Annotated in this window: 13 protein-coding genes; 5 read left to right on the top strand and 8 right to left on the bottom strand. The window is 63.0% G+C overall.

Going from position 1 to position 26689, the window contains the following annotated elements:
* Positions 1 to 66 precede the first annotated feature (66 nt).
* The 6 genes from C4K27_RS18425 to C4K27_RS18400 all read right to left on the bottom strand — a co-directional run bounded on the left by C4K27_RS18425 (position 67) and on the right by C4K27_RS18400 (position 5264).
* Positions 67 to 879 (bottom strand): transporter substrate-binding domain-containing protein, encoded by an 813-nt coding sequence (locus C4K27_RS18425; RefSeq protein WP_238437494.1) that lies wholly within the window; start codon positions 877 to 879, stop codon positions 67 to 69.
* A gap of 99 nt (positions 880 to 978) precedes the next feature.
* Positions 979 to 1986, bottom strand: a complete 1008-nt coding sequence (gene lhpH, locus C4K27_RS18420; RefSeq protein ID WP_053261643.1) for a trans-3-hydroxy-L-proline dehydratase — start codon at positions 1984 to 1986, stop codon at positions 979 to 981.
* Between the two features lie 103 nt (positions 1987 to 2089).
* On the bottom strand, positions 2090 to 3043 hold the full coding sequence (lhpI, locus tag C4K27_RS18415) for a bifunctional Delta(1)-pyrroline-2-carboxylate/Delta(1)-piperideine-2-carboxylate reductase (protein WP_081002307.1): 954 nt from the start codon (positions 3041 to 3043) through the stop codon (positions 2090 to 2092).
* Between the two features lie 27 nt (positions 3044 to 3070).
* Positions 3071 to 3799 (bottom strand): amino acid ABC transporter ATP-binding protein, encoded by a 729-nt coding sequence (locus C4K27_RS18410; RefSeq protein WP_053262072.1) that lies wholly within the window; start codon positions 3797 to 3799, stop codon positions 3071 to 3073.
* Between the two features lie 53 nt (positions 3800 to 3852).
* The gene (locus C4K27_RS18405; RefSeq protein ID WP_053261642.1) at positions 3853 to 4587 is read right to left on the bottom strand and encodes an amino acid ABC transporter permease; all 735 of its coding nucleotides are present in this window, start codon (positions 4585 to 4587) and stop codon (positions 3853 to 3855) included.
* Positions 4588 to 4589: 2 nt separating this feature from the next.
* The gene (locus tag C4K27_RS18400) at positions 4590 to 5264 is read right to left on the bottom strand and encodes an amino acid ABC transporter permease (protein WP_053261641.1); all 675 of its coding nucleotides are present in this window, start codon (positions 5262 to 5264) and stop codon (positions 4590 to 4592) included.
* 401 nt (positions 5265 to 5665) lie between these two features.
* On the opposite strand from C4K27_RS18400, the gene C4K27_RS18395 reads away from it, so the two are divergent.
* From C4K27_RS18395 to C4K27_RS18375, 5 genes are all read left to right on the top strand, one after another.
* Entirely contained in the window at positions 5666 to 6397 is a 732-nt protein-coding gene (locus C4K27_RS18395; protein WP_238437495.1) for a FadR/GntR family transcriptional regulator, read from the top strand.
* 463 nt (positions 6398 to 6860) lie between these two features.
* Positions 6861 to 8636, top strand: a complete 1776-nt coding sequence (locus tag C4K27_RS18390) for a type I secretion system permease/ATPase (RefSeq protein WP_053261639.1) — start codon at positions 6861 to 6863, stop codon at positions 8634 to 8636.
* Positions 8629 to 9942: an HlyD family type I secretion periplasmic adaptor subunit gene (locus C4K27_RS18385; protein ID WP_053261638.1), complete on the top strand. Its 1314-nt coding sequence runs from the start codon at positions 8629 to 8631 to the stop codon at positions 9940 to 9942. The genes C4K27_RS18390 and C4K27_RS18385 overlap by 8 nt, the downstream gene beginning before the upstream one ends.
* Before the next feature lie 3 nt (positions 9943 to 9945).
* Complete coding sequence (locus C4K27_RS18380; RefSeq protein WP_053261637.1) at positions 9946 to 11343, top strand: TolC family outer membrane protein; 1398 nt, start codon at positions 9946 to 9948, stop codon at positions 11341 to 11343.
* Between the two features lie 573 nt (positions 11344 to 11916).
* Entirely contained in the window at positions 11917 to 12633 is a 717-nt protein-coding gene (locus C4K27_RS18375) for a response regulator transcription factor (protein ID WP_053261636.1), read from the top strand.
* Positions 12634 to 12876: 243 nt separating this feature from the next.
* Here C4K27_RS18375 and C4K27_RS18370 read toward each other — a convergent pair whose 3' ends face one another.
* Both C4K27_RS18370 and C4K27_RS18365 read right to left on the bottom strand, forming a co-directional pair.
* Positions 12877 to 21687 (bottom strand): T1SS-143 repeat domain-containing protein, encoded by an 8811-nt coding sequence (locus C4K27_RS18370; RefSeq protein ID WP_053261635.1) that lies wholly within the window; start codon positions 21685 to 21687, stop codon positions 12877 to 12879.
* A gap of 340 nt (positions 21688 to 22027) precedes the next feature.
* Entirely contained in the window at positions 22028 to 26617 is a 4590-nt protein-coding gene (locus C4K27_RS18365) for a T1SS-143 repeat domain-containing protein (RefSeq protein WP_053261634.1), read from the bottom strand.
* Positions 26618 to 26689: the final 72 nt, after the last annotated feature.

Here is a 26689-nt window from a genome sequence, read left to right as displayed (position 1 = left end):
ATCCTCAATGAAACGATGGTGCAGGAGGGGGCCGGCCAACATGTGCTAGCCGGCACTGTTTTGCGTTCACTCGATGGGTTCGACCTTGAACGAGCGATGCATCTTGTACAGGGTTCCTGTGCCGAGCCACTTGTCGAAAATCGCCTGGCTTTCGCCGGACGCTTCCATGTCGCGCAAGGCGCCATTGACGGCCTGGAGCATGGTCTTTTGATCTTTTCGCACCCCCAGCCCCCAGATCTCGAGCCCGATTGCAGGCTGAACTGTGGCGTAGCTGGATGCATTGGCGCCGAGACGGCTGGCCAGTTTCTGGAAGGTCTCTTCGGATGTGCTGAAGCCCTCGACCTTGCCTTGCATCAGGGCGGTGAAAGCCGTCGATACATCCTCGAAACCGATGGTGGTAGCCGTGGGTATTTGCTCTTTGATGTAGCTCTCGCTGATGGAGCCCTTCACGAAACTGATTCGTTTGCCCGCTAAATCGCCGATAGAGGTGAAGCCACGGCTGGTCCGCGCCGCGACAATGTTCTGGCTGACGTAGTAGGCATCCGAGTAGTCGATTTGCCCGGCGCGCTGCGCAGAGTACGCCAGGCCGGCCGCAAGCAGGTCCATGTGGCCTTGTTGCAGTTGGGGGATTCTCGCCTCGATGGATACGGGCTTGATATCCGCCTTGACGCCGAGTCTCTTGGCGACTGCGTTGCAAATATCCACGTCATAACCTATGACGGCTCGACTGCCGGTATCCGTATAGCCAAACGGCTCGAAAATATCCAGCACCCCGCAAAGCAGCGTCCCTTTGGCCTTGATGTCAGCCAACTGCTCTGCACGCACCTGGGCCGTGGCCAGAAAAAAGCAACCTGCAACCACCGGAATCAGAACGTCCATTCGAAGCTTCATTGCTACATCCTCAGATTTCTTGTACTGGAATTTGCGTTGTCTGTTGAGCCAGAACCTGCCCATTCAGCTGAGTTTTCAGGGGGGCGCTCAGCGGACCAGGAAGCCGTTTTTCAGGGGGTCTCGATCATCGAGAATCCAGTTGCAGAAGCCGCAGATATAGGCGGACCCGGACACTTCTGGAATGACGGCGGGGAACTCACCGACACGGGTTTCGTCGATGACTCTGGCGCTGAAGACGGACCCGATGACGGACTCGTTGACGAGCACATCATCGCGGGTGATTTCACCTCGCAGATACAGCTGAGCCACTCGACCGCCCGTACCGGAGCCCGTCGGCGAGCGATCGACTTCCCTGTCCGCGAAGATGCAGCAGTTGGCCTGGGTCGATCCCGGATGGCGCGGTGCGCCGTCGATGATGGTTCCATAGATATGGTTGATGCCCGGAATGTCGGGATGAACGACCGGGCATGCCAGATTGGCGGCTGTCTTGACCTCTGCGCCGAACTGCTTCAAGGCTTCGATCGACGACTCGCGGATCTCCAGGCCATGGGGCTTCGCGCGGGTGTAGAAGTAGAAGGCGCCGCCGTAGGCGATGTCGCCGGTGACTGCGCCATAGGTAGGCGTCTCTACCGTCACTTCACGCTTGTAGACAAAGGACGGGACGTTGATGAAGCGCACGCCGTTGGCGTGGCAGCCGTCCCACTGCACAAAGGCCTCGATGAAACCGCAGGGCGCGTCGATGCCCACGCGGGTTTCGGGAGTCTGCCGCACTACCCAGCCCAGCTCTACCGCGGCCGTGGCGAGCGCAATGACGCCATGACCGCAGTGATCGCTGTACCCCTCGTTATGCACGAAAATGACACCGAAATCGGCATTCGGGGACACGGGCTCTGTCAGGTAGCCGCCATACATGTCGGCGTGACCGCGCGGCTCGAACATCAGCGCCTGGCGGATCTCATCGGCGTTTTCCAGCAGCCAGGTTCGGCGCTCGATGATGGTTTTCCCCGGCAGGCGCGGGAGGCCCGAGGTGACGATGCGAAACGGCTCGCCGCCGGTATGGACTTCGACGGTGCTAATGGTGCGAGTAACTTGCATGGAAAGAGTCCTTCTTGAGTGTGTACCAGCCCGCAAGAGTGCTGGCCGGTTCAGGGCCGCAGGCTTCTGAGCGGAGAGATCCGCCACCAGCGACCTCGTTCGATTACTCGCTCGCAGCGAGCGCCTGAAGTGCCACACGAGCGGCGGCCAGGTCCCAGGCTGCGGTGCCTACGCTCTTGAAAACAGCGGGGCGAGAGGTGTCGATTTCCTTGAGGAGCGCGTCGGCAAGCGAGCTCACGCGCGACCAGTCAATGCCGGCCTGCAGCAGATCGCCGGCCTCGTGCCTGGCGCCGGCCGGGTCGTCGGCGTAGAGATCGCTTCCGTCCAGGGTCACTTTCCCCAGCTCGGCCATTTCCGGTTTGAATGCGCCTACGCCTATGACAACCCGCCCCGCCCGGGCGGGTTCGTTGTAGACCGGCGCGGTGCTGGTGGTCACCGTGATGACCACCTCCACGGCAGCCGGAATGTCGGGGCCGCAGGGCTCCAGGTGCTCATGCAGTTGGCGATTGCCGGTACAGAACTGCGAGGCAGCTTGCGCATCCACCCCGCGTACCCACACGGTGCTTTGCGGGTAGATCGCATGGATTGCCTGCACGTGGTAGCGCGCCTGGGCGCCGGTACCGAAAAGCAGGATCTGCCGCGGCGCTCGTTTGAGCAGGGTGCGGATCGCCAGGAGCGTCACGGCGGCGGTACGGCGCCCGGTGAGTTCCGGCCCGTCCAGCAGGCAAATGACCTTGCCGGTGGCGGCGTCGCTCAGGGTGACGGTGCCATGGAGGGTGGGAAGCTGGCGCTGGGTATTGCCGGGATGGACGTTGACCAGCTTGTGAATGCCGATGTCCTGAGCCGTGGCGGGCATGCTCAGCAAGACTCCATCCTCGCCCAGCGGTACGACCATTCGCTCCGGGCTGTTGATCTGGCCGGCAGCCAACTCCGCCGCTGCCTGTGCGATGGCCTCGACAAGCCTGTCGAAGTCCAGAAGCTGCGCAGTCCTGGTCCGGTCACAGATGATGATCGGCGCGTCGTTGTGTGCGGTTGTAGCAGGGAACCGGGTACTCATGCAGATGCTCCAGGTGGAAAGTGAAATTCAGTGGCGGTGGATATCGGAAAGGAATTTCTCGGCACGGGGGTGCTTCGGGGCGCTGAAAAAGTCCTCCGGAGGGGCAACCTCCAGGAGTTCGCCCTGGTCCATGAACCACACGACGTCCGCCACCTCGCGCGCGAACTTCATCTCGTGGGTAACGCACACCATGGTCATTCCTTCACTGGCGAGCGCCTTCATGACGGCAAGCACCTCGCCGACCATCTCGGGGTCGAGGGCACTGGTCGGCTCGTCGAACAGCATCACGGGAGGTTTCATGGCCAGCGCCCGGGCAATCGCCACGCGCTGCTGCTGACCACCGGACAGTTGGTTGGGGTAGGCATCCGCCTTGTGGCCGAGCCCGACCTTGGCCAGGAGCTCCAGGGCAATCTCCCGGCTCGCTTGCCGATCGGCCTTGTTGACCCAGAGCGGCCCGCAGGTCACGTTCTCCAGCACCGATAGGTGGGGGAAGAGGTTGAACTGCTGGAAGACGAAGCCGATGTGGCTGCGCAGGGTATTGATGTCGACGCGCTTGCCCTGCACGTCTTGTCCGTTGACACGGATGGTGCCGGAGTTGATTTCCTCCAGGCGATTCAAGGTGCGAATCAGCGTGGACTTGCCGGAGCCGGAAGGACCACACAGGACCACGACCTGGCCTCGTTCGACCTCGGCGGTGAAGTTCGTCAGTACGCGATGTTCGCCGTACCACTTTTCGACGCCGCTCAATTGAATGATGAGGTTTTCCCGGGACACAGCGCCGGTATGGCAGGCGGTGGTTTTCATGGTTGTCATTGCGCTACAGGCTCACTGGAAGGACTGATGCGGGGAAGGGGGAACGTGTGGGAATTGTGGCGCTCGATACGCGCCTCCAGCACACGAACGGACTGTGTCAGGGTGAAGCAGATGACGAAGTAAACGAGCGACAGCACCAGGAAGACGCCGAAGGGCTGCGTCAGGACGCTGCTGTTCACTTGGTTGGCGGCGTAGGTCAGCTCATTCACCCCGATGACGTACCCCAGGGACGTGTCCTTGATGGTGGTAACGAACTGGCCAACCATGCTGGGCAGCATGTTCTTCAGCGCCTGGGGCAAGACGATCCTGCAGGTCCGTGTCCAGTAGCCCATGCCCAGGGCCGCAGCGGCTTCGGCCTGGCCGCGCGGCAATGCCTCGATGCCGGCTCGAACGATTTCGGCCAGGTAGGTGGCCTGGAAGATCACCAGGGTCACCGCCATGGTCGTGAACCCGGCGACAGGACGCCCCAGCAGCATCGGTACGATGAAGTAGGTGGCAAAAATCAGCATGACCAGCGGGATGCTGCGCAGTACGTATCGCACCACGCAAGCCGGGTAGCGCAGCGCCCTGTACTGGCTGAGCTGGGCCAGCGCGAGCAGCACGCTCAGGGGCAGGGCCAGGCCGATACCCGTGATCGACAGGAGCAGCGTGGCAACCACGCCACCCAGCGGGCCATTCGGATAAGCGCCGATCAGGAACAGAAGCCAGTACTCGTGGATGATATCGAGCATGATCAGCGCCCCTTGATCTGCAGGCACTGGCCCAGCCAGTGGCCAAGGAACAGCAGGCCGAGCGCGACCACGACGTACATCACAGTGCTGATTGCGTAGGTTTCGAAGATGCGGAAGGTGGCGCTGGAGATCTCCTTCGTCACGTACGTGAGTTCCATGACGCCGATCACCATGGCCAGGCTGGTGGTTTTCACCAGCATCACGGTGCCGCTGACCAGCGGAGCAATGGCGACGCGCAGAGCTTGTGGCAGGACGACCCGGCGCATGGCTGCGGCGTAGCTCAGGCCTAACGCCCGTGCGGCCTCTTGCTGACCTTGCGCAATGCTGCGCAGGCCGCTGCGGATGTCTTCGGCGAAGTAGGCGCCGTAGTAGAGAGCAATGGCCAGCGCGGCGAAAATGAACTCGCCATGGTTGGCATTGACCCAGTCCTGGAGCGCTTCAGGAAGCACGCTGCTGACCCCGAAATACCAAAGGAAGATATGCACCAGTGGCGGGACATTGCGCTGGTACTCGATGAAAGCCAGCACCAGAAGTTCCAGAGCCCGCACTTTTGTCATGCGCACCAGCGTGAGTGCCAGGGCGATCAGAAAGGCAGCGAGCCAGCTGGTCACGGAGAGCAGCAGGGTGAGTGCCAGACCGAGAAGGAGCGCAGCTCCGTATTCATTCAATAACGACATGTTCTGCCCTCATTGATGAGTGAATGGGCGATGCGCCCCTGGCTGGGAATGTGAAATCCCGAACGTAGAACCGACCACTCTCAGCTTCATGTTTTTGTTATTCATTGGCGCCTTCTACACAACAATGTTGTGGGAATTGGTTTTATGGAAACCGCATTAAGCTTTGGCTGTTTATTTCACTGGATAGAACCGCCGCATAGCGTGAATACCGGTCTGTTTTTCGATCCAGTTGTCGGCTAACCTACGTTCGGTTTTTACAGGTTGCAACGAAGGATGGGCTCGGAAAGTCCTGATTCGGTTTGAAAATCGACCTGTTCGCTGGGTAAAACCAAGAAATTGGTCGTGATACGCCCGATCTAGAGCGGTTTGTAAGGTAAGTCTGAAAAATTGGTAAGGTGACCTTGAAAAACAACCAAAGCGATATGCAAAGCGATTTCCGCCCCAAGCAAATCTACGAACAAGTTGCCGATGAAATTCGCGCGGGAATCATCAATGGCACCTACCTGCCCGGATCGCGCCTGCCTTCGGAGCGGGACCTGGCACAGCGTTTCATGGTGAGCCGGCCCGCTGTTCGTGAAGCGATAGGTGCATTGCAGAATGAGGGGATGGTGGTGACCCGCCTGGGCTCCGGCACCTACGTTGCCGAGCGGGTCATGGAGCAACCCTTGATGCAGCGGGGCTCCAGGTCAGAAGCTGACTTCAGTCCAAACAGCGTTCTTGAGGTACGGCTTCTGATTGAGCCCGCTATTGCGCGACTGGCAGCCAGGCGCGGCAAGCGCGATGCCCGGGCTGAGCACTATCTGGCTCAGATGGCCGGGGTGAAGGACGTCAATGACATAAGCCAGCAAGCATTGTGGAGCGAATCCGACCGCCTCTTTCACCGTCAGCTCGCGGTCATGACCGAGGATGCGCTGATCGTGAAGATCGCCGATGAAGTGGCCGCGAGCATGGCGCAGCCGTTGTGGAACCGCTTGCGCGACGATGGCATATACGATGCCAATCGCATCCAGCTCTACGTGGCGGAGCATCGCTTGATTTACGAAGCGATCGTTTCCGGCGACGAAGAGGCAGCGGCTTTCTACGTTGAAAACCATCTCAAGCGGGTGCAGCGCGATATCAACACCCGCGAGTGACAGGCGGATGATCGCAATCAGCCGCTTGCGCACGAAAGCACCCCCTCCCGCCTACCCGATATCCGCTACGAGCACACCGCTGGTCATCGCAAGGCCGGCCGGCCAATCCAGTAACTAGACTCATCGGGATACCCAGGCGCTGCGCGCATTGCAGCTGTCGCTACCGACAATCGGATTCTCCAGGGCGGAGCAGGTGTGCGGCGAACCTGTCGCGCGCCTGGAAAGCCTGTCCCGGCATTCCGCGGCGCCCCTGCAGCAGCCACCTTCCAGCCGCCCACTATGGCGCCAATAGCCCGTGCCAGAGCCCTCCGGTCTCCAAGCCGCGAGGCTCTTGCGCGTGCTCGCGCGCCGGGCCGTTGCCGGGGGCATGCCGGTTGTCCGAGGCGATCCGGCCAATGGCTGCGCGCAGCTGTCCGGCGTGATCTAAGCTCCACAAAGGCTGGCCTTTCGAGCAGAGGTTTCAATGCAAAGCACACCAGAAAACAGTCTGAAAAATGCGTTGAAGGTCTGTAGAGACAGCTTTGTTTTCGTCGGCTTTTTCAGTTTCTTCATCAATGCGCTGATGCTGGTCCCGACCTTCTACATGCTTCAGGTGTATGGACGGGTGATGACCAGCGGCAGCCTGACCACCCTGACCATGCTGACGTTGATCATGACCCTGCTGGTGATCACCCTCGGCTCCCTGGAATGGGTTCGTTCGCGCATCATGGTCCGGGTCAGTACCCGGCTGGATGTGCTGCTCAGTCGCCAGGTCTACAAGGCCAGTTTCAAACGGGCCCTGGACAGCGGCGGCATGGATGCCTCGGCCCAGTCGCTCAACGACCTGACGGGCTTGCGACAGTTTCTTTCCAGCAGCGGTCTGTTCGCCTTTTTCGACGCACCCTGGCTGCCGATCTATATCGCCGTGATGTTCCTGTTCCACCCTTGGTTCGGCTGGGTCGCGACGGGCAGCGCGCTGCTGTTGATAGTGCTCGCCTTCGTCAACGAGAAGCTCACGGGGCCGGTACTGGCCCAGGCCAACAGGGAGCATATCGGCGCGACCCTCCATACCACCAAGAACCTGCGCAACGCCGAAGTCATCGAGTCCATGGGCATGCTGGAAACCCTGATGGATCGCTGGGGGCGCCGGCAAAGAAACGTTCTGCTGCTGCAATCCCTGGCGAGCGACCGGGGGGGCATGGTCACCACGCTTTCGCGGACTTTCCGCCTGCTGGTGCAATCGCTGGTGCTGGGCCTGGGGGCCTACCTGGCGGTGGACCATCAGGTGGGGGCCGGCCTGGTGTTCGCCGGGGCCGTGCTGCTGGGGCGGGCACTGGCACCCATCGACCTGATGATCGGCAGCTGGAAGGGCTTTATCGCGGCCCGTTCGCAGTACAACCGCTTGAATGACATCCTTGGCAAGCAACAGGCGCAACCCGAGCGTCTGTCCTTGCCCGCGCCTGAGGGCCAGGTGCAGGTCGAGAACCTGATTGTCACGGCGCCTGGCTCGAGCACCCCGATCCTCAAGAACATCAGTTTCAGCGTACCGGCCGGTTGCGTGGTGGGCATCATCGGCCCGAGCGCCTCGGGCAAGTCGACCCTGGCCAGGGCGCTGATCGGCGTCTGGCCGCCGCAGCATGGGGTGGTCCGGCTGGATGGCGCGGACATCAGTACCTGGGACAAGCATGAGCTTGGCCCGTATATCGGTTACCTGCCCCAGGACATCGAATTGTTCGAGGGCAGCATCGGCGAGAACATCGCCCGCTTCGCCGAGATCGATTCGGCGAAGGTCATCCAGGCCGCCAGGACCGCTGGCGTCCACGAAATGATCCTGCTGTTGCCCGATGGCTACGACACCGTCATCGGCAGCGAGGGCTTCATGCTCTCGGCAGGGCAGCGCCAGCGCATCGGGCTGGCCCGCGCGCTGTACGGCAACCCGCGGCTGATCATTCTCGACGAACCCAATTCCAATCTCGACGAGGTCGGCGATCGTGCCCTGGCGGCCGCCATCGGGCAGATCAAGCACACCGGCGCGACCCTGTTCGTGATTACCCACCGCACCAACATCGTGTCGCAACTCGACCGGCTGCTGGTGATGAAAGCCGGGATGGTCGGCCTTTACGGGCCGCGCGAGGAAGTCCTGGCCGAACTCAGCGGGCAGCAACCGCCGGTACCCAAACATGCCGGGCCAGTACCGGTGGTGACCAACGTGGCGTCGATCGATGCCCGCAAGGACGATGGCGGTGAATCCTATGCCTAGTCGTCAAATCGAAAGCTTTTCCGACCTGCCGGTGTCCGATCGCAAGGCCCACCGCCTGGGCATGGGCATTGTCGGCGTGACCTTCGGCCTGTTCGGCACCTGGGCGGCACTCGCGCCCCTGGACGGTGCCGCCTACGCGCCGGGGGTGGTCACCGTGCAGACTTACCGCAAGACGGTCCAGCACCTGGAAGGCGGCATCGTCAAATCGGTGCTGGCCCATGATGGCGACATCGTCAAGCGTGACGATCCGCTGATCATCCTCGACGATGCCCAGCTGCGCTCCGAGTACGAGGCGACCCAAAGCCTGCTGATCGCGGCCAGGGCCATGGAGTCGAGGCTGATTGCCGAGCGCGATGGGTTGCTGGCGATCGACTTCGGGCCGATGAGCGATCCTGCCAGTGTGCGGGGAGAGGAGGCGCGCCAGGGCGAGACCCAGGTATTCAACGCGCGGCGGGGCTCGCGGCTGGGCCAGATCGCGGTGCTGCGCGAGCGCATTGGCCAATTGCACCAGCAGATCAAGGGCCTGGAGTCGATGATCGCGGTCAAGGTGCAACTCGAGAAATCCTACAGCGGTGAAATCGGCGAATTGTCCGAGCTGCTCAAGCAGGGCTTCGTCGACAAGCAACGTCTGCTCGAGCAGGACCGCAAGCTGGGGATGCTCAGGTCGGAGGTGGCCGATCACCGTTCCACCATCGACAGGATCCGTCTGCAGATCAACGAAACCCAGTTGCAGATCCTCCAGGTCGACAAGGATTTCGATTCCGACGTGGCCAAGCAGCTGGCCGAGGTGCAGACCAAGATCTACGACCTGCAAGAGAAGAACTCGGCCCTGGAAGACCGCCTCAGCCGTATCGTCATCCGCGCCCCCGACGCGGGCATGGTGATTGGCATGACGGTGCACACCATTGGCGGTGTCGTGCGTTCGGCGACGCCCTTGCTGGACATCGTGCCCTCGGTGTCCGAACTGGTCATCGAGGCCCAGGTGGCGCCGGTGGACATCGACCGTATCGCCATCGGCAAGCGCGCCGATATCCGTTTCGGCGCGTTCAAGAGCTCGACCACGCCGGTGATCGAAGGCGAGGTCAGCAGCGTCTCGGGCGACCGGTTGACCAACGAAAAGACCGGGACCGCCTATTACCTGGCGCGGGTCCGGGTCACCGAGCACGGCGTGCGTACCTTGGGGGAGCGCAAGCTGTTGCCGGGGATGCCGGCGGACGTGCTGATCGTCACCGGGCAACGCACGCTGTTGCAGTACCTGATGCAGCCGGCCCGGGATGTGATGTCTCAATCAATGATCGAGGAGTGACCCGTGGGAGCGTCGTCAGTTCTGCTAGGGAGTGCATTCATGCTTGCAGCGGGGGCCGCCATGGCGCAAACCGCTGCGGTAACGTCGACCGGGGTCAATGCCTCGACCTATTCCACCGACCTCATGCAGTTGTATCGCGAGGCACGGCTGGAAGACCCACAGGTCCTGGCCTCTTTTGCGCAAGCGCAGGCGGGCCAGGAGCATCAACGCGAGGCCCTGGGGGCGCTGTTGCCGCAACTGTCGCTGAATGCCGGGACGAACCGGATCCACCAGGAAAACGACCTGATACAGCAGCGCAGCTTCGATAGCGAAAGCTACAGCCTGGTGCTGCGCCAGTACCTCTACAACAAGGCCGCGTGGGAGAACTACCAGAAGTTCAAGAGCCTGGCCAAGCAGTCCGAGTCCGAAGCGCTGGACGCCCAGGCCGAGGCCGCGGTGGAGCTGGCGCGGCGTTACTTCACCGCGCTGGCGGCCGAGGATGAGCTGGAGCTGGTGAGGGCCGAGCGCCGGACCACGCAAAAGAGCCTGGACCGGGTCAACGCATTGTACGAAAAGCAGATGGCGATGATTACCGACCAGCTCGACCTCAAGGCCCGGGTGGACCTGCTCGCGGCCCAGGAACTGGATGCCCGCAACCAGGCCCGCATCAGTCGCGAGGCGCTGGCGGAGCTTGTCGGCCGTCCGGTCAAGGAGAAGCTCAACCGGATTCGCGATGGCGTGCAACTGCGGGTTTCGGCGCAGAGCCTGGAGTCCTGGGTGCGTGATGGCATGGAGCTGAACCCGACGCTCAAGGCCAGCGAAAGCGGCGCCGAAGCCGCGAACGCAGCGTTGCGCAGTGGCAAGGGCGGGCACTATCCGACGGTGAGCCTGAACCTCAGCGCGCAACAAACCAACGAGGGCTACAACAATACCCTGGCGCCCCGCACCGACAGCTATGTCGCCGGCATCGGCGTCCAGGTGCCGCTGTACAGCGGCGGCTCGACCTCGGCGCGGGTCCGTGGGCTCTACCAGGACCAACTGGTCGCCGAGCAGCAGTTGGAAGCGATCCGGCGCCGGGTGGTCAAGGAGATCACCAGTGCCTACCTGACCGCCAATTCGAACGGCGAGAAGATCGACGCCAGTCGTTCGGCCCTGGCCTCGGCCCAGTTGTCCAGGGTGGCGGCGGAGAAGGGGCTGAGCTACGGCATGGTCAACGCCGTCGATGTACTGACCAGCGTGCGCAACGAGTTCCGCGCCCGGCGCGACCTGCTCAAGACGCAATACGAGTTCCTCAGCAACGTCTTCACCCTCAATCGCTGGGCGGGAAAACCACCGGTCGAAAGTGTCGAGAATGTGAATGCCTGGCTGAGTCCCGGTAGTGCCGGCCAGGCCATGGGCGTTGGCATCGAGGACCAGGAGTAAGACACCGGGGCATTTCTGCCCCGGCTGAAGAATCGCTTGCGCAGAGGACCGGCGTTGAACCGATGATTTAATGGCGCTGCCGGCCCCGTCGATAAATTGACGCTCTCATTACCTACTGACTTATCTGCGCGCCATTCGTCTGTTACTTGACGAGCCTGGTTGGATCCGACTTTGCCCGCTGCTCGCTCGTGGCGAGCCTAAGAGCTTGATTTGCGGGGGATAGGGCGCCCCAGGGCAACCTCGGCCCAGCCACCCGCACCAGGCTTGGGTCGAAGACCGACGGATGGGTTGGCAGGCTGCGCAGTGGGCTGGCCTAGACTCAGTTGAGGGCTCGCGGATGCCCTGCGACACGTGCAAACTATTGATAGTTATTCTTATTTATGCCGTTTCAATAGCTTTGCCCGGCTGTGGGAAACCTGCGCAATTTCTGCCTGTACCCCGGGTCGCCAAGACCCGGGCGGGCACGTTTCAGAGCCTTTCGGCGCTCGCATCCGTCCTTCAAGAGCGAGTGGCCGATCAAGGAAGGCCAACGCGTATGAAGGTCATCGTTTTTCAAGGGGAGGCAGGAAGATCATGCCAGACCATACAAAAACGATACGCGTGATGCTGATCGATTGCCGCCCCCTCGTGCTTATGGGGCTCCATGATTTGATCAATGCGAGGAGGCCCCGGATGGAGGTGAGTGGCCAGGCCACCACCTACACCAATGCGCTGGACCTTGCCGATCAGCTGCGTCCCAATGTGATCTTTTTCAGTTTCTTTCCGGATGCGCTGAACCCCCTGGAGGTCGTCGCAGGGCTGACCCGCAGCCCGGAAATGAAATTGCTGGTGCTCAAGGGCCTGTACGAATCCGTTCCGGTTGCCCAGGCGATCGAGGCGGGCGCGCGCGGCATCGTGCTGGCGGAAGACCCGACGGAATCGATCGTCCGGGCCATCATCAAGGTCCACCATCACGACGCTGGACTGGACCGCGCCTGGTCCGGCGGGCTTTCCGGCTATGCCGCGACCCGGCATATACCCTTGCGATGCAACCTGGAGCAGGCGAAGCAGGCGCGGCTGACATTGCGCGAGCGGGAGCTGATTCGCGCCATCGTCGGCGACCCGTCCGCCAAATACATGAGCATCGCCGAGCGCCTGGGCATCAGTGAGCACACCGTGCACAACCACCTCAGCAACATTTATCAGAAGCTCAACCTGATCAACCGCATCGACTTGCTGATGTATGCGCTCAAGCACGGGCTCACCGACAACGAAGAACCGCCTGACTCCACGTGGGTGGAACTGAAATGAGCTGATCAAGGCAAGGCAGCCCTGTGGCTGTCCTTGTCGCTGTCCAGGTTGCCCGGATCGGGGGTGATGCCGTTCTTGTCGTTTCCTGCCCGATGAATGCGCAGGCATGTCGCCGTGCTCTGTGAGCCTTGGGCTGCCTGGGCGTTTGGCGTGGAGGTGAGTGAGAGCGTTTCGGACGGTAGGGGCAAAAAAAGCGAGGGTGGTTTCCAGGCCACCCTCGCTTTCATTCGCATGTGCGAGGTTTCAGACGCTGCCCATTACGATATCGGTATTGAGCAGATCGACTCCGACCAGGGTAATGGTCGTTATCTGTCCGCCCGTCTCGGCCACCGTCACGATGCTGTCGGCGCCGGCATTGTTGATCGACTGCACAACGGCCCCCGCGTCACCAATGAGCACCACCGCATCGCGCTGGCCGGCTCCGGCATCGAAGCCTGTGACCTGGTACTGGTTCTCGGCGACCGACAGGTCGATGTTGAAGGCATCCCGCTCACCCGTGGTGCCCACCAGCCTGAAGTCGAAGAGCACGTCGGTCGTGTCGTTGGCGAACAGGTTGGCGTCGAACGCGCTGGTGGCCGTATCGCCATCCTTGTCCGTCACCGTCGCGTTGAACGCCAGCTTGACGTCGCTGGCCAGGCTCTCGGTCTCGTGGGTGAACTCGATCGTCGGGATCTTGATCTCGCCCCGGGCCATCGTCAGCTGGACCGCATCGATCAACGATGTGGCCGATTGCTCGACGGTGAAGGACACCTGTCCACCGGCCTCTGGCGTCAGGGTGTTGACCTCGATCAGGTTGGAGAAGGTGCCATCTTCATAGAAGACCCTGTAGTACAGGTCCTCGGTGGCCGTGTTGTAACCGCCCACGGAGTTGTCGATAAACACCTTCATGCTCGTCAGCAGGCTTTCCGGGTTGACCACGAAGCTTTCATCGGCCGCGCCGATCGCCGCCTGGTTGTCTCCCTGGAGCAGGTTGTTGGCAACGCCGATGCCAGCCGTGCTGACGTTCAAGGCCGCCGAGCCGATGTAGGACGGCAGCGGGTTGGTCTGCAACTGCGCTTCGGTAGGGTCGGACGCTCCAAGCCCGATGCCGGTCTGAATGCTGTTCGCGCCGCTTGCCGGAGCCAGCGGGTTGGCACCGAAGAACACGATGTCCTCGCTACCGATGGTCAGCGTGCGCACCGGGTCCGGGCCACCGGCATCCAGCGAGCCGTCGGCACTGCTGAGGACGATGGTCGAGCGGAAGCCTTCCTCCAGATCCAGCGCATAAGTGCCGTTGGCGTAGGCGCTCAGGGTGTAGTGGACGGTGGTGTCCGCCGTTGCCGCGTTGTTGTCGAAGTCACCGGTCAAGGTGCCCGCGAACTGATACGCGCCATTGGCGTCCGGTGACGGCGACTGCTCGACCAGCGTACCGGTGCCGGTGGTGGTCGTATCGTCCGGCCGGACCAGGGTGAACTGGCCGTTCACCAGCGAGATGTCCAGCCCGGCCGCACCCAGTCCGTCGGCGCCGGCGGCCATGTCCCAATAGCCTTGTTGCGCCTGGTCGGTCCCCGTGCCGATCAGGTTGCCGAACGCCAGGGTCGGGGTGTCGTCATCGACGGTGATCACCAGTTTGTCGGCCGCGGCGGTCACCGTGTCGCCGTCCTTGTCGGTGGCTTGCAGCAGGCTGCCCAGGTTGATCGTCAGGTCGTTCTCGTCGTTGCCGGCCGCGTGATCCAGGGGCTGGAGCAGGCTGAAGGTGTAGGCACCCGCTATCGTCAGGCTGAGGGTGAACACGTCAGTCGCGCCGGCCTTGGCGGTCAGGGTGCTGCCCAGGACGCTGTAGGTCAGTGCCACTCCGCCGGAGCTCAGGGCTGGCAAGCCGCTGGTGTTGCTCGACAAGGAGTAGCTCAGCGGTACGTCGGCCCCGGACTGGAAGATGCCGCTGACGTTGCCGCTGACCGTGGTGACCTCGCCCGGTACGTCGCCGATACCCCCGGCGATGCCGTTGGCCAGGCCGTCCTCGTCGACGGTGCCGGCCTCGGCGCTGCCATTCGCCGTTGGCGTGTCGTCATCGACGGTAATCACCAGTTTCTCGGCGGCGGCCGTTACCGTGTCGCCGTCCTTGTCGGTGGCTTGCAGCAAGGTGCCCAGGTTGAGGGTGATGTCGTTTTCATCGTTGCCGGCTGGGTGATCCAGCGGCTGCAGCAGGGTGAAGCTGTAGTCACCGGCGGCGCTGAGGCTGAAGGTGAATACATCGGTTGCGCCAGCCTTGGCGGTCAGGGTATCGCCGGCGACGCTGTAGACCAGCGCCACTCCACCTGAACTCAGAGCTGGCAGACCGCTGGTATCGCTCGACAAGGCGTAAGTCAGCGGTACGTCGGCACCCGACTGGAAGATACCGCTGATGCTGCCGCTGGCCGTGGTGGCTTCGCCCGCTACGTCGCCGACGCCACCGGCAATACCATTGGCCAGGCCGTCCTCATCGACGGTTCCAGCCTCGGCGGTTCCGCTTGCGGTTGGCGTATCGTCATCGACGGTGATCACCAGTTTCTCGGCGGCGGCCGTTACCGTGTCGCCGTCCTTGTCGGTGGCTTGCAGCAAGGTGCCCAGGTTGAGGGTGATGTCGTTTTCGTCATTGCCCGCTGGATGATCCAGCGGTTGCAGCAGGGTGAAGCTGTAGGCACCCGCGGCGCTGAGGCTGAAGGTGAACACATCGACTGCGCCGGCCTTGGCGGTCAGGGTGTCACCGGCAACGCTGTAGACCAGTGCCACTCCGCCAGACGTCAGGGCTGGCAGACCGCTGGTATCGCTCGACAAGGCATAAGTCAGCGGTACGTCGGCACCCGACTGGAAGATACCGCTGACGCTGCCGCTGGTCGTGGTGGCTTCGCCAGGCACGTCACCGACCCCACCGGCAATGCCGTTGGCCAGGCCGTCCTCGTCGACAGTGCCGGCCGCGGCGGTGCCATTCGCCGTTGGCGTGTCGTCATCGACGGTGATCACCAGTTTTTCGGCCGCGGCCGTCACCGTGTCGCCATCCTTGTCCGTGGCTTGCAGCAGGGTTCCCAGGTTAAGGGTGATGTCGTTTTCATCGTTGCCGGCTGGATGATCCAGAGGCTGCAGCAGGGTGAAGCTGTAGTCACCTGCAGCACTGAGGCTGAAGGTGAACACATCGACCGCGCCAGCCTTGGCTGTCAGGGTATCGCCCACCACGCTGTACACCAGTGCCACTCCACCCGAACTCAGGGCCGGCAGGCCACTGGTATCGCTCGACAGGGCATAGCTCAATGGCACGTCGGCCCCGGACTGGAAGATACCCGTCACGCTGCCGCTGGCATTGGTGGCTTCACCAGCCACGTCGCCCACACCACCGGCGATGCCATTGGCCAGGCCGTCTTCGTCGACGGTGCCGGCCGCGGCAGTTCCGCTTGCGGTTGGCGTGTCGTCATCGACGGTAATTACCAGCTTGTCGGCGGTGGCCGTCACGATGTCGCCATCCTTGTCCGTGGCCTGGAGCATTGCGCCCAGGTTGATCGTGATGTCGTTTTCATCGTTGCCGGCTGGATGGTCCAGGGGCTGCAGCAGGGTAAAGCTGTAGTCACCGGCGGCACTGAGGCTGAAGGTGAATACATCGGTTGCGCCAGCCTTGGCGGTCAGGGTATCGCCGGCAACGCTGTAGACCAGCGCCACGCCGCCCGAGCTCAGCGCTGGCAAGCCGCTGGTGTCGCTCGACAGGGAGTAAGTCAGCGGCACATCGGCGCCGGACTGGAAGATACCGCTGACGCTGCCATTGGCCACGGTGGCCTCACCGGCCACGTCACCGACACCGCCGGCAATACCATTGGCCAGGCCGTCTTCGTCGACAGTGCCGGCCTCCGCGGTTCCGGCGGCTGTAGGTGTGTCGTCATCGACGGTGATCGCCAGTTTCTCGGCCGCAGCCGTCACGGTGTCGCCGTCCTTGTCCGTGGCTTGTAGCAGGGTGCCGAGGTTGAGAGTGATGTCGTTTTCATCGTTGCCGGCTGGATGATCCAGCGGTTGCAGCAGGGTAAAGCTGTAGTCACCGGCGGCACTGAGGCTGAAGGTGAATACATCGGTTGCGCCCGCCTTGGCCGTCAGGGTGTCGCCAGCGACGCTATAGACCAATGCCACTCCACCTGAACTCAGGGCTGGCAGACCGCTGGTATCGCTCGACAAGGCATAAGTCAGCGGTACGTCGGCACCCGACTGGAAGATTCCCGTGACGTTGCCGCTGGCCGTCGTGGCTTCGCCAGGCACGTCGCCCACACCACCGGCAATACCATTGGCCAGGCCATCCTCGTCGACGGTTCCAGCCTCGGCGGTTCCGCTTACGGTTGGGGTGTCGTCATCGACGGTAATCACCAGTTTCTCGGCGGCAGCCGTCACCGTGTCGCCATCCTTGTCGGTGGCTTGCAGCAAGGTGCCCAGGTTGAGACTGATATCGTTTTCATCGTTGCCCGCTGGATGATCCAGCGGTTGCAGCAGGGTAAAGCTATAGGCGCCTGCGGCACTGAGGCTGAAGGTGAATACCTCGGCCCCACCCACGCCCGCATTCGCGGTCAGGGTATCGCCCGCGACGCTGTACACCAGCGCCACTCCGCCGGAGGTCAGGGCTGGCAGACCGCTGGTATCGCTCGACAGGGAGTAAGTCAGCGGCACGTCGGCACCGGACTGGAAGATGCCCGTCACATTGCCGCTGGCATTGGTGGCTTCGCCCGCCACGTCGCCGACGCCACCGGCGATGCCGTTGGCCAGGCCGTCCTCATCGACAGTGCCCGCTTCGGCGGTGCCGGTGGCGGTTGGCGTGTCGTCATCGACAGTGATCACCAGTTTCTCGGCGGCAGCCGTCACCGTGTCGCCGTCCTTGTCGGTGGCTTGCAGCAAGGTGCCCAGGTTGAGGGTGATGTCGTTTTCATCGTTGCCCGCTGGGTGGTCCAGTGGCTGCAGCAGGGTGAAGCTGTAGGCGCCCGCTGCACTGAGGCTGAAGGTGAATACCTCGGCCCCACCCACGCCCGCATTGGCGGTCAGGGTGTCGCCCGCGACGCTGTACACCAGCGCCACTCCGCCGGAGGTCAGGGCTGGCAGACCGCTGGTATCGCTCGACAGGGAGTAAGTCAGCGGCACGTCGGCACCGGACTGGAAGATGCCCGTCACATTGCCGCTGGCATTGGTGGCCTCGCCAGCCACGTCGCCGACGCCACCAGCGATGCCATTGGCCAGGCCGTCTTCATCGACAGTGCCGGCCGCAGCGGTGCCATTCGCCGTTGGTGTGTCGTCATCGATGGTGATCACCAGTTTCTCGGCGGCAGCCGTTACCGTATCGCCGTCCTTGTCGGTCGCTTGCAACAGGGTTCCCAGGTTGAGGGTGATATCGTTTTCATCATTGCCCGCTGGGTGATCCAGCGGCTGCAACAGGGTAAAGCTGTAGGCACCTGCAGCACTGAAGCTGAAGGTGAATACCTCGGCCCCACCCACGCCTGCATTGGCGGTGAGGGTGTCACCGGCGACGCTGTACACCAGTGCCACTCCGCCGGACGTCAGGGCTGGCAGGCCACTGGTATCGCTCGACAGGGAGTAAGTCAGCGGCACGTCGGCACCGGACTGGAAGATGGCAGTCACATTGCCGCTGGCCGTGCTGGCTTCGCCAGGCACATCGCCGACACCACCGGCGATGCCATTGGCCAGGCCGTCTTCATCGACGGTTCCGGCCTCGGCGGTTCCGGTGGCGGTTGGGGTGTCGTCATCGACGGTAATCACCAGTTTTTCGGCGGCAGCCGTTACCGTATCGCCGTCCTTGTCCGTGGCTTGCAGCATTGCACCCAGGTTAAGGGTGATGTCGTTTTCATCGTTGCCGGCTGGATGATCCAGCGGCTGGAGCAGGCTGAAGCTGTAGTCACCGGCGGCGCTGAGGCTGAAGGTGAATACATCGGTTGCGCCAGCCTTGGCGGTCAGGGTATCGCCGGCGACGCTGTAGACCAGCACCACTCCACCTGAACTCAAGGCTGGCAGACCGCTGGTATCACTCGACAGGGAGTAAGTCAGCGGTACATCGGCTCCAGACTGGAAGATCGCCGTGACGCTGCCGCTGGCCGTTGTCGCTTCGCCAGGTACGTCGTCCACACCACCGGCAATACCGTTGGCCAGGCCATCTTCATCGACGGTGCCGGCTCCAGCGGTGCCATTTGCGGTGGGGGTGTCGTCATCGACGGTGATCACCAGTTTGTCGGCCGCGGCGGTTACCGTGTCGCCATCCTTGTCGGTGGCTTGCAACATCGCGCCCAGGTTGAGGGTGATGTCGTTTTCATCGTCGCCCGCCGGGTGATCCAGCGGCTGCAGCAGGGTAAAGCTGTAGGCGCCCGCCGCGCTGAGGCTGAAGGTGAATACATCGACCGCGCCGGCCTTGGCCGTCAGGGTGTCACCGGCGACGCTGTACACCAGGGCCACTCCGCCGGATGTCAGGGCTGGCAGGCCGCTGGTATCGCTCGACAGGGCATAGCTCAGCGGCACATCGGCCCCGGACTGGAAGATGCCCGTCACGTTGCCGCTGGCCGTCGTTGCTTCGCCCGCCACGTCACCCACACCACCGGCAATACCATTGGCCAGGCCGTCCTCATCGACGGTTCCAGCCTCGGCGGTTCCGGCGGCGGTTGGGGTGTCGTCATCGACGGTGATCACCAGTTTCTCGGCCGCGGCCGTTACCGTATCGCCATCCTTGTCGGTGGCTTGCAGCATTGCGCCCAGGTTGAGGGTGATGTCGTTTTCATCGTTACCGGCTGGATGGTCCAGCGGTTGCAGCAGGGTAAAGCTGTAGTCACCTGCAGCATTGAGGCTGAAGGTGAATACATCGGTTGCGCCGGCCTTGGCGGTGAGGGTGTCGCCGACCACGCTATACACCAGCGCCACTCCACCGGAGGTCAGGGCTGGCAGGCCGCTGGTGTCGCTCGAGAGGGCGTAAGTCAGCGGTACGTCGGCCCCGGACTGGAAGATGCCCGTGACGTTGCCACTGGCCGTGGTGACCTCGCCAGGCACATCGCCGACACCGCCGGGGATGCCATTGGCCAGGCCATCCTCGTCGACGGTGCCGGCCGCGGCGACGCCGGTCGCGGTGGGCGTATCGTCATCGACGGTGATCACCAGTTTCTCGGCCGCAGCCGTCACCGAATCGCCATCCTTGTCGGTGGCCTTCAGCAAGGTACCGAGGTTGAGGGTGATGTCGTTTTCGTCGTCACCCGCTGGGTGATCCAGCGGTTGCAGCAGGGTAAAGCTATAGGCACCGGCGGCGCTGAGGCTGAAGGTGAACACATCGACGGTGCCCGCCTTGGCGGTCAGGGTGTCGCCCACCACGCTGTACACCAGGGCCACTCCGCCGGAAGTCAGGGCCGGCAGGCCGCTGGTATCACTCGACAAGGAGTAAGTCAGCGGCACATCGACGCCGGACTGGAAGATGGCAGTCACGCTGCCGCTGACGCTGGTGACCTCGCCAGGCACGTCGCCGACACCGCCGGGGATGCCATTGGCCAGGCCGTCCTCATCGACGGTGCCGGCCGCCGCGGTGCCGGCCGCTGCCGGTCCATCGTCCTCGAAGATCATCTGCGAGCCGATTTCGGTGGTGATCGTGGAGGGGTGGCGCAGCGAGAAACCACCGATATCGAAGTCGGCGTGGTTATCGCCCCTGGCGTTGACGGCCGCCCCGTTCTCGATCAGCACGCGGTTGTGATCCGCGCTGGTGGTGTATTCGATCTGGTAGCCGGCCTTGACGCCGGTGATGGTGGCCACGCCGCCGGTAAAGCTGATGGCAATGTTCGGATCGTTCACCGAGCCGTCGGAGTTCTCGATCACCAGCCCGGTGCTTTTATCGAAGATGCGCACATTGGTGATGGCCACCGACGTATCGTCCGCATAGCCGTTGACGAAGTTCACGCCGGTTTCAACCGCAGTGCTGTAGGCACTGATCTTGACCATCGCGGTCTTGCCGCCTTGCAGTTGCACGACATCGAAACTGGCCGTCGTTGCATTAAACATCGCGGTGTAGTCGATGTTGGCTTCGACGTCGGCTTCGTTCTGGCTCAGGTTGGGAACAGTCACATCCAGCCGGGCGCCGGTGACGAAGGTCAGGCGGATGCCTTCCTGTTCCACGATCATCTGGTTGTTGGTACCGAGGGTGGTCGGGCCACCACCCTGGCTGGTATTGACGGTGTCACCGGTGTTGATGTTGGCGCCCGACGACTGGTCCGCAGGGTCTTTACCGGTGGCGATGATTGTCGGATCGCTGACCCGCAACACACCGCCGTCGTCGACCACCGTTGGGTTCGACCCCGTGAACATCAGGAACAGGTTCTGCCCGGAGGGTGCGTTGGTCAGGTCGAATCCGTCCTTGAGGGTGCTGACGAACACCTTGTCCAGCAGGCTGAGGGCATCGTCCGGGTTACTCGCGTCCGGGTGCTTGAGCGGTTGGTATTCCACGGTCCAGATCTTGCCGCCGCTGACCGGCGATCCGGTTTCCTCGATATAGGCGGCGAACACGATCGCGCCGTCAGGGCCTCCGGCCCGGCCCAGCAGGATGTTGTTGTTGGTGTCGGTATACAGCAGGATGCTGGTGCCATCGAGGGTATCCAGCCCGCTGTCCAGGCCGTTGAGCGCCGCGCCCAGGCTGTCGGTGAACTTGATATCGAGGACGTTGGTACCGGGCGTCAGGTTGAGGGTGAAGGCATTGCTGCCGGTGTCGCCCACGGCACCGGTATAGCCACTCAAGGCGGCGTCCATGGCGGTTCCGGCGCCAAGGGCGGTCAGGCGGGTGGCGAAGGTCGAGGGCAGGGCGGACAACAGGATGTCATTGTCGTCAGCGTCTCCTGCCGGGCTCGGCGTGGTGGTGGCATTCTGCAATTCGGTGGTTTCGTCCAGGGTCACTCTCGCACCGAGCACCACGGGCGCAGTGCCGTTCGCCTGGGCGGTGCTGAGGGTCAGCGTGTCGTCACTGGGGAAGACGGGGTAGAGAGTGGTACTGGTGTCAGCGGTCAGGTCGTTCGTGGGAGATGTGGTTGTTTTAGAAGTGATCATGACGTTCTCCTGTGCAATACCAGTCGTTGAGGCCGCAGCTGGGCCCTCTGTTGGCAGATGCAACCACTATGGGGATGCCACGCAGGTTGCGCATTGGCCGATACTCCCAGGCAGGATGGGAGTTTCAGCCTATTCAGGAAGGGACGCGGGATAAGGCGCAGCAGTGCTCGTAAACAGGACCTTGAGGGGGCTTCAGGGGTAGCCCGCGATAGCGGCCACAGGCCGTCGTCGAGCGGCTCGACGGGCTGCTCGAGCGCTCGCCGCGGTTCTCATATGGGCGCGCAAAAAAAGCGAGGGTGGTTTCCAGGCCACCCTCGCTTTCATTCGCCTGCGCGAGGTTTCAGACGCTGCCCATCACAATGTCGGTATTGAGCAGATCGACCCCGACCAGGGTAATGGTGGTGATCTGTCCGCCCGTTTCGGCCACCGTCACGATGCTGTCGGCGCCAGCATTGTCGACCGACTGCACAACGGCCCCCGCGTCACCAATGAGCACCAGCGCATCGCGCTGGCCGGCGCCCGCATCGAAGCCTGTGACCTGGTACTGGTTCTCGGCGGCCGACAGGTCGATGTTGAAGGCGTCCCGCTCACCCGTGGTGCCCACCAACCTGAAGTCGAAGAGCGCGTCGGTCGTATCGTTGGCGAACAGGTTGGCGTCGAACGCGCTGGTCGCCGTGTCGCCATCCTTGTCCGTCACCGTCGCGTTGAACGCCAGCTGGATATCGCTGGCCAGGCTCTGGACCTCGTGAATGAACTCGATGGTCGGCACCTTGATCGTGCCCTTGCCCATGGTGAGCTGGACCGCATCGATCAGGTGGGTGCCGTCCCACTCTACGGTGAAGGAGGTCTGGCCTCCGGCTTCCGCCTGCAGGTCGGCGGCCTGCACCTTGATGGGCGCGCCCGAGGTCGTGCCGTTGTCGTAGTAGATCGTGTAGTACAGCTCTTCGGTGGCCGGGTTGTAGCCCTGCACCGAGTTGTCGATATAGACCTTCATGGCCGTCAGCAGCGTCTCGGGGTTGACCACGAAACTCTCGTCACCGGCATTGATGCCCGCCGTGTTGTTGCCCTCCAGGTTGTTGTTGGCGATGCCGATACCCGAGGTGCTGACGTTCATGGCCGCCGAGCCGATGAACGACGGCAGGGGGTTGGTCTGCAACTGCGCTTCGGTAGGGTCGGGCGCTCCGAGCCCGATACCGGTGAGGATGCTGTTATCGCCGGTCTGCGGCGCCAGCGGATTCGCGCCGAAGAACACCACCTCTTCGGTCCCTATCGTCAGGGTGCGCACAGGGTCCGGGCCACCGGCATCCAGCGAGCCATCGGCACTGCTGAGGACCACGGTCGAGCGGAAGCCTTCTTCCAGGTCCAGGGCATAGGTGCCGTTGGCATAGGCGCTCAGAGTGTAGTGGATGGTGGTATCGGCGGTCGCCGCATTGTTGTCGAAGTCACCGGTCAGGGTGCCGGCGAACTGGTAGGCACCATTACCATCCGGCGAAGGCGACTGCTCGACCAGCGTACCGGTGCCGGTGGTGGTGGTGTTATCCGGCCGGACCAGGGTGAACTGGTCGTTCACCAGCGAGATGTCCAGGCCGTTGGCATCCAGCCCGTCGGCGCCAGACCCCATGTTCCAATAGCCTTGTTGCGCCAGCTGGGTACCGGTGCCGATCAGGTTGCCGAAGGCCAGGGTCGGGGTGTCGTCATCGACGGTGATCACCAGTTTGTCGGCCGCGGCGGTCACCGTGTCGCCGTCCTTGTCGGTGGCTTGCAGCAAGCTACCCAGATTAATGGTGATGTCGTTCTCGTCGTTGCCGGCCGCGTGATCCAGGGGCTGCAGCAGGGTGAAGGCATAGGCCCCCGCGGCATTGAGGCTGAAGGTGAACACATTGACCGCGCCGGCCTTGGCGGTGAGGGTATCGCCGGCAACGCTGTAGGTCAGCGCCACACCGCCCGAACTCAAGGCCGGCAGGCCGCTGGTGTCACTCGACAGGGCGTAAGTCAGCGGTACGTCGGCCCCGGACTGGAAGATGCCCGTGACGCTGCCGTTGGCTGTCGTCGCTTCGCCCGCCACATCCCCGACACCTCCGGCGATGCCATTGGCCAGGCCGTCCTCATCGACGGTGCCGGCCTCGGCGGTGCCATTGGCGGTGGGCGTGTCGTCATCGACGGTAATCACCAGTTTCTCGGGCGCGGCGGTCACTGTGTCGCCATCTTTATCCGTGGCTTGCAACAGCGTGCCGAGGTTGAGGGTGATGTCGTTTTCATCATTGCCGGCCGGATGATCCAGCGGTTGCAGGAGGGTGAAGCTATAGGCACCCGCCGCGCTGAGGCTGAAGGTGAACACATCGACGGCGCCGGCCTTGGCGGTCAGGGTATCGCCGGCGACGCTATAGACCAGCGCCACCCCGCCCGAACTGAGGGCCGGCAGGCCGCTGGTGTCACTCGACAAGGAGTAATTCAGCAGTCCATCGGCACCGGGCTGGAAGATCCCCGTCACGCTGCCGCTGGCGGTGGTGATCTCGCCAGGCACATCACCGACACCACCGGCAATACCATTGGCCAGGCCGTCTTCATCGACGGTTCCGGCCTCGGCGGTCCCGGTGGCGGTGGGCGTATCGTCATCGACGGTGATCACCAGTTTCTCGGCGGCGGCCGTTACCGTGTCGCCGTCCTTGTCCGTGGCTTGCAGCAAGGTGCCGAGGTTGATCGTGATGTCGTTCTCGTCGTTGCCCGCTGGATGATCCAGCGGTTGCAGCAAGGTAAAGCTGTAGGCACCCGCGGCGCTGAGGTTGAAGGTGAACACATCGACGGCGCCCGCCTTGGCGGTCAGGGTGTCGCCGACCACGCTGTACACCAGCGCCACCCCGCCGGAGCTCAGCGCCGGCAGGCCGCTGGTATCGCTCGACAGGGCATAGCTCAGCGGTACGTCGGCCCCGGACTGGAAGATCCCGGTCACGTTGCCGCTGGCGGTGGTGGATTCACCCGCCACGTCACCGACACCACCGGCAATACCATTGGCCAGGCCGTCCTCATCGACGGTTCCAGCCTCGGCGGTTCCGGCAGCGGTTGGGGTGTCGTCATCGACGGTGATCACCAGCTTCTCGGCGGCGGCCGTTACCGTGTCGCCGTCCTTGTCGGTGGCCTGCAGCAGGCTACCCAGATTGATCGTGATGTCGTTCTCATCGTTGCCGGCTGGATGATCCAGCGGTTGCAGCAGGGTGAAGCTGTAGGCACCCGCCGCGCTGAGGCTGAAGGTGAACACATCGACGGCGCCCGCCTTGGCGGTCAGGGTGTCGCCGACCACGCTGTACACCAGCGCCACGCCACCGGAAGTCAGCGCCGGCAGGCCGCTGGTGTCGGTGGACAAGGCATAGCTCAGCGGCACATCGACGCCGGACTGGAAGATGCCCGTCACGCTGCCGTTGGCATTGGTGGATTCGCCAGGTACGTCGCCGACGCCGCCGGCGATGCCATTGGCCAGGCCGTCTTCGTCGACGGTGCCGGCCTCAGCGGTTCCGGCCGCTGCCGGTCCATCGTCCTCGAAGATCATCTTCGAGCCGATTTCGGCGGTCGCGGTGGTGGCTTGGCGCAGGGTGAAGGCACCGATGTCGAAGTCGGCGTGGTCATTGCCCTTGGCGTCCAGGGCGGCGCCGTTCTCGACCAGTACGCGGTTGTGGTCCGCGCTGGTGGTGTATTCGATCTGGTAGCCGGCCTTGACGCCGGTGATGGTGGCCACGCCGCCATCGAAGCTGATGAGGATGCTCGTGTCATTCACCGAGCCGTCCGAGTTTTCGATCACTTGTCCCGTGGCGATGTTGATCACGCGAACATTGGTAATGGCCACCGATGTATCGTTCGCATAGCCGTTGACGAAGTCCGCTCCGGTTTCAACCGCAGTGCTGAAGGCACTGATCTTCACCACCGCACTCTTGCCGCTTTGCAACTGCACCACATCGAAACTGGCCGTCGTCGCATTAAACACCGCGGTGTAGTCGATATTGGCTTCTACGTCCGCTTCGTTCTGGTCCAGGTTGGGAACGGTCACGTCCTGCCGGGCGCCGGTGACGAAGGTAAAGCGGATGCCTTCCTGTTCCACGATCATCTGGTTGTTGGTGCCGAAGGTGGTCGGACCACCGGCCTGGCTGGTGTTGATGGTGTCACCGGTATTGATGTTGACCCCCGTCGACTGGTCGGCGGGGTCCTTGCCGGTGGCGATGATCGTCGGGTCGCTGATCCGCAATACACCGCCATCGTCGACCACCGTCGGGTTGGCCTTGGTGAACATCAGGAACAGGTTCTGCCCGGAGGGGGCATTGGCCAGGCTGAACGTCAGGTCCTGGCTGGCGCCGATGAATACTTTATTCAGCAGGTTGAGGGCATCGTCCGGGTTACTGCCGTCTGGATGCTTGAGCGGTTGGTATTCCACGGTCCAGATCTTGCCGCCCGACAGCGGCGACCCGGTTTCCTCGATATAGGCGGCGAACACGATCGCCCCGTCAGGGCCTCCGGCCCGGCCCAGCAGGATGTTGTTGTCGGTATCGGTATACAGAAGGATGTCGATGCCATCGAGGGTATCCAGCCCGCTGTCCAGGCCATTGAGCGCCGCGCCAAAGCTGTCGGTGAAGCTGATATCGACATTGATCGCGCCGGGCGCCAGGTTGAGGGTGAAGGCATTGCTTCCGGTGTCGCCCAGGGCACCGGTGTAGCCACTCAGGGCGGCGTCCGTCGCGGTACCCGCGCCAAGGGCGGTCAGCCGGGTGGCGAAGGCCGAGGGCAGGGCGGCCAGCAGGATGTCATTGTCGTCGGCGTCCCCCGTTGGGTCTGGCGTGGCCGTGGCGTTCTGCAACCCGCTGGTTTCATCCAGCGCAACGTTGGTTCCGGTCGCTACCACGAGCGGGTCGCTCGTGAGGGATAGGTTTTCTTGCAGGGTGGTCATGACATTCTCCTAGGCAGTTCCAGTCGTTGGGGCCGCACCCGGGCCCTCTGCTGGCAGATGTCACAACTATGG

Source organism: Pseudomonas chlororaphis subsp. chlororaphis, assembly GCF_003945765.1.
Classification (GTDB): domain Bacteria; phylum Pseudomonadota; class Gammaproteobacteria; order Pseudomonadales; family Pseudomonadaceae; genus Aquipseudomonas; species Aquipseudomonas chlororaphis.
Note: the sequence above shows the minus strand (reverse complement) of the source record. Positions and strands in the feature narration are given on the sequence as shown.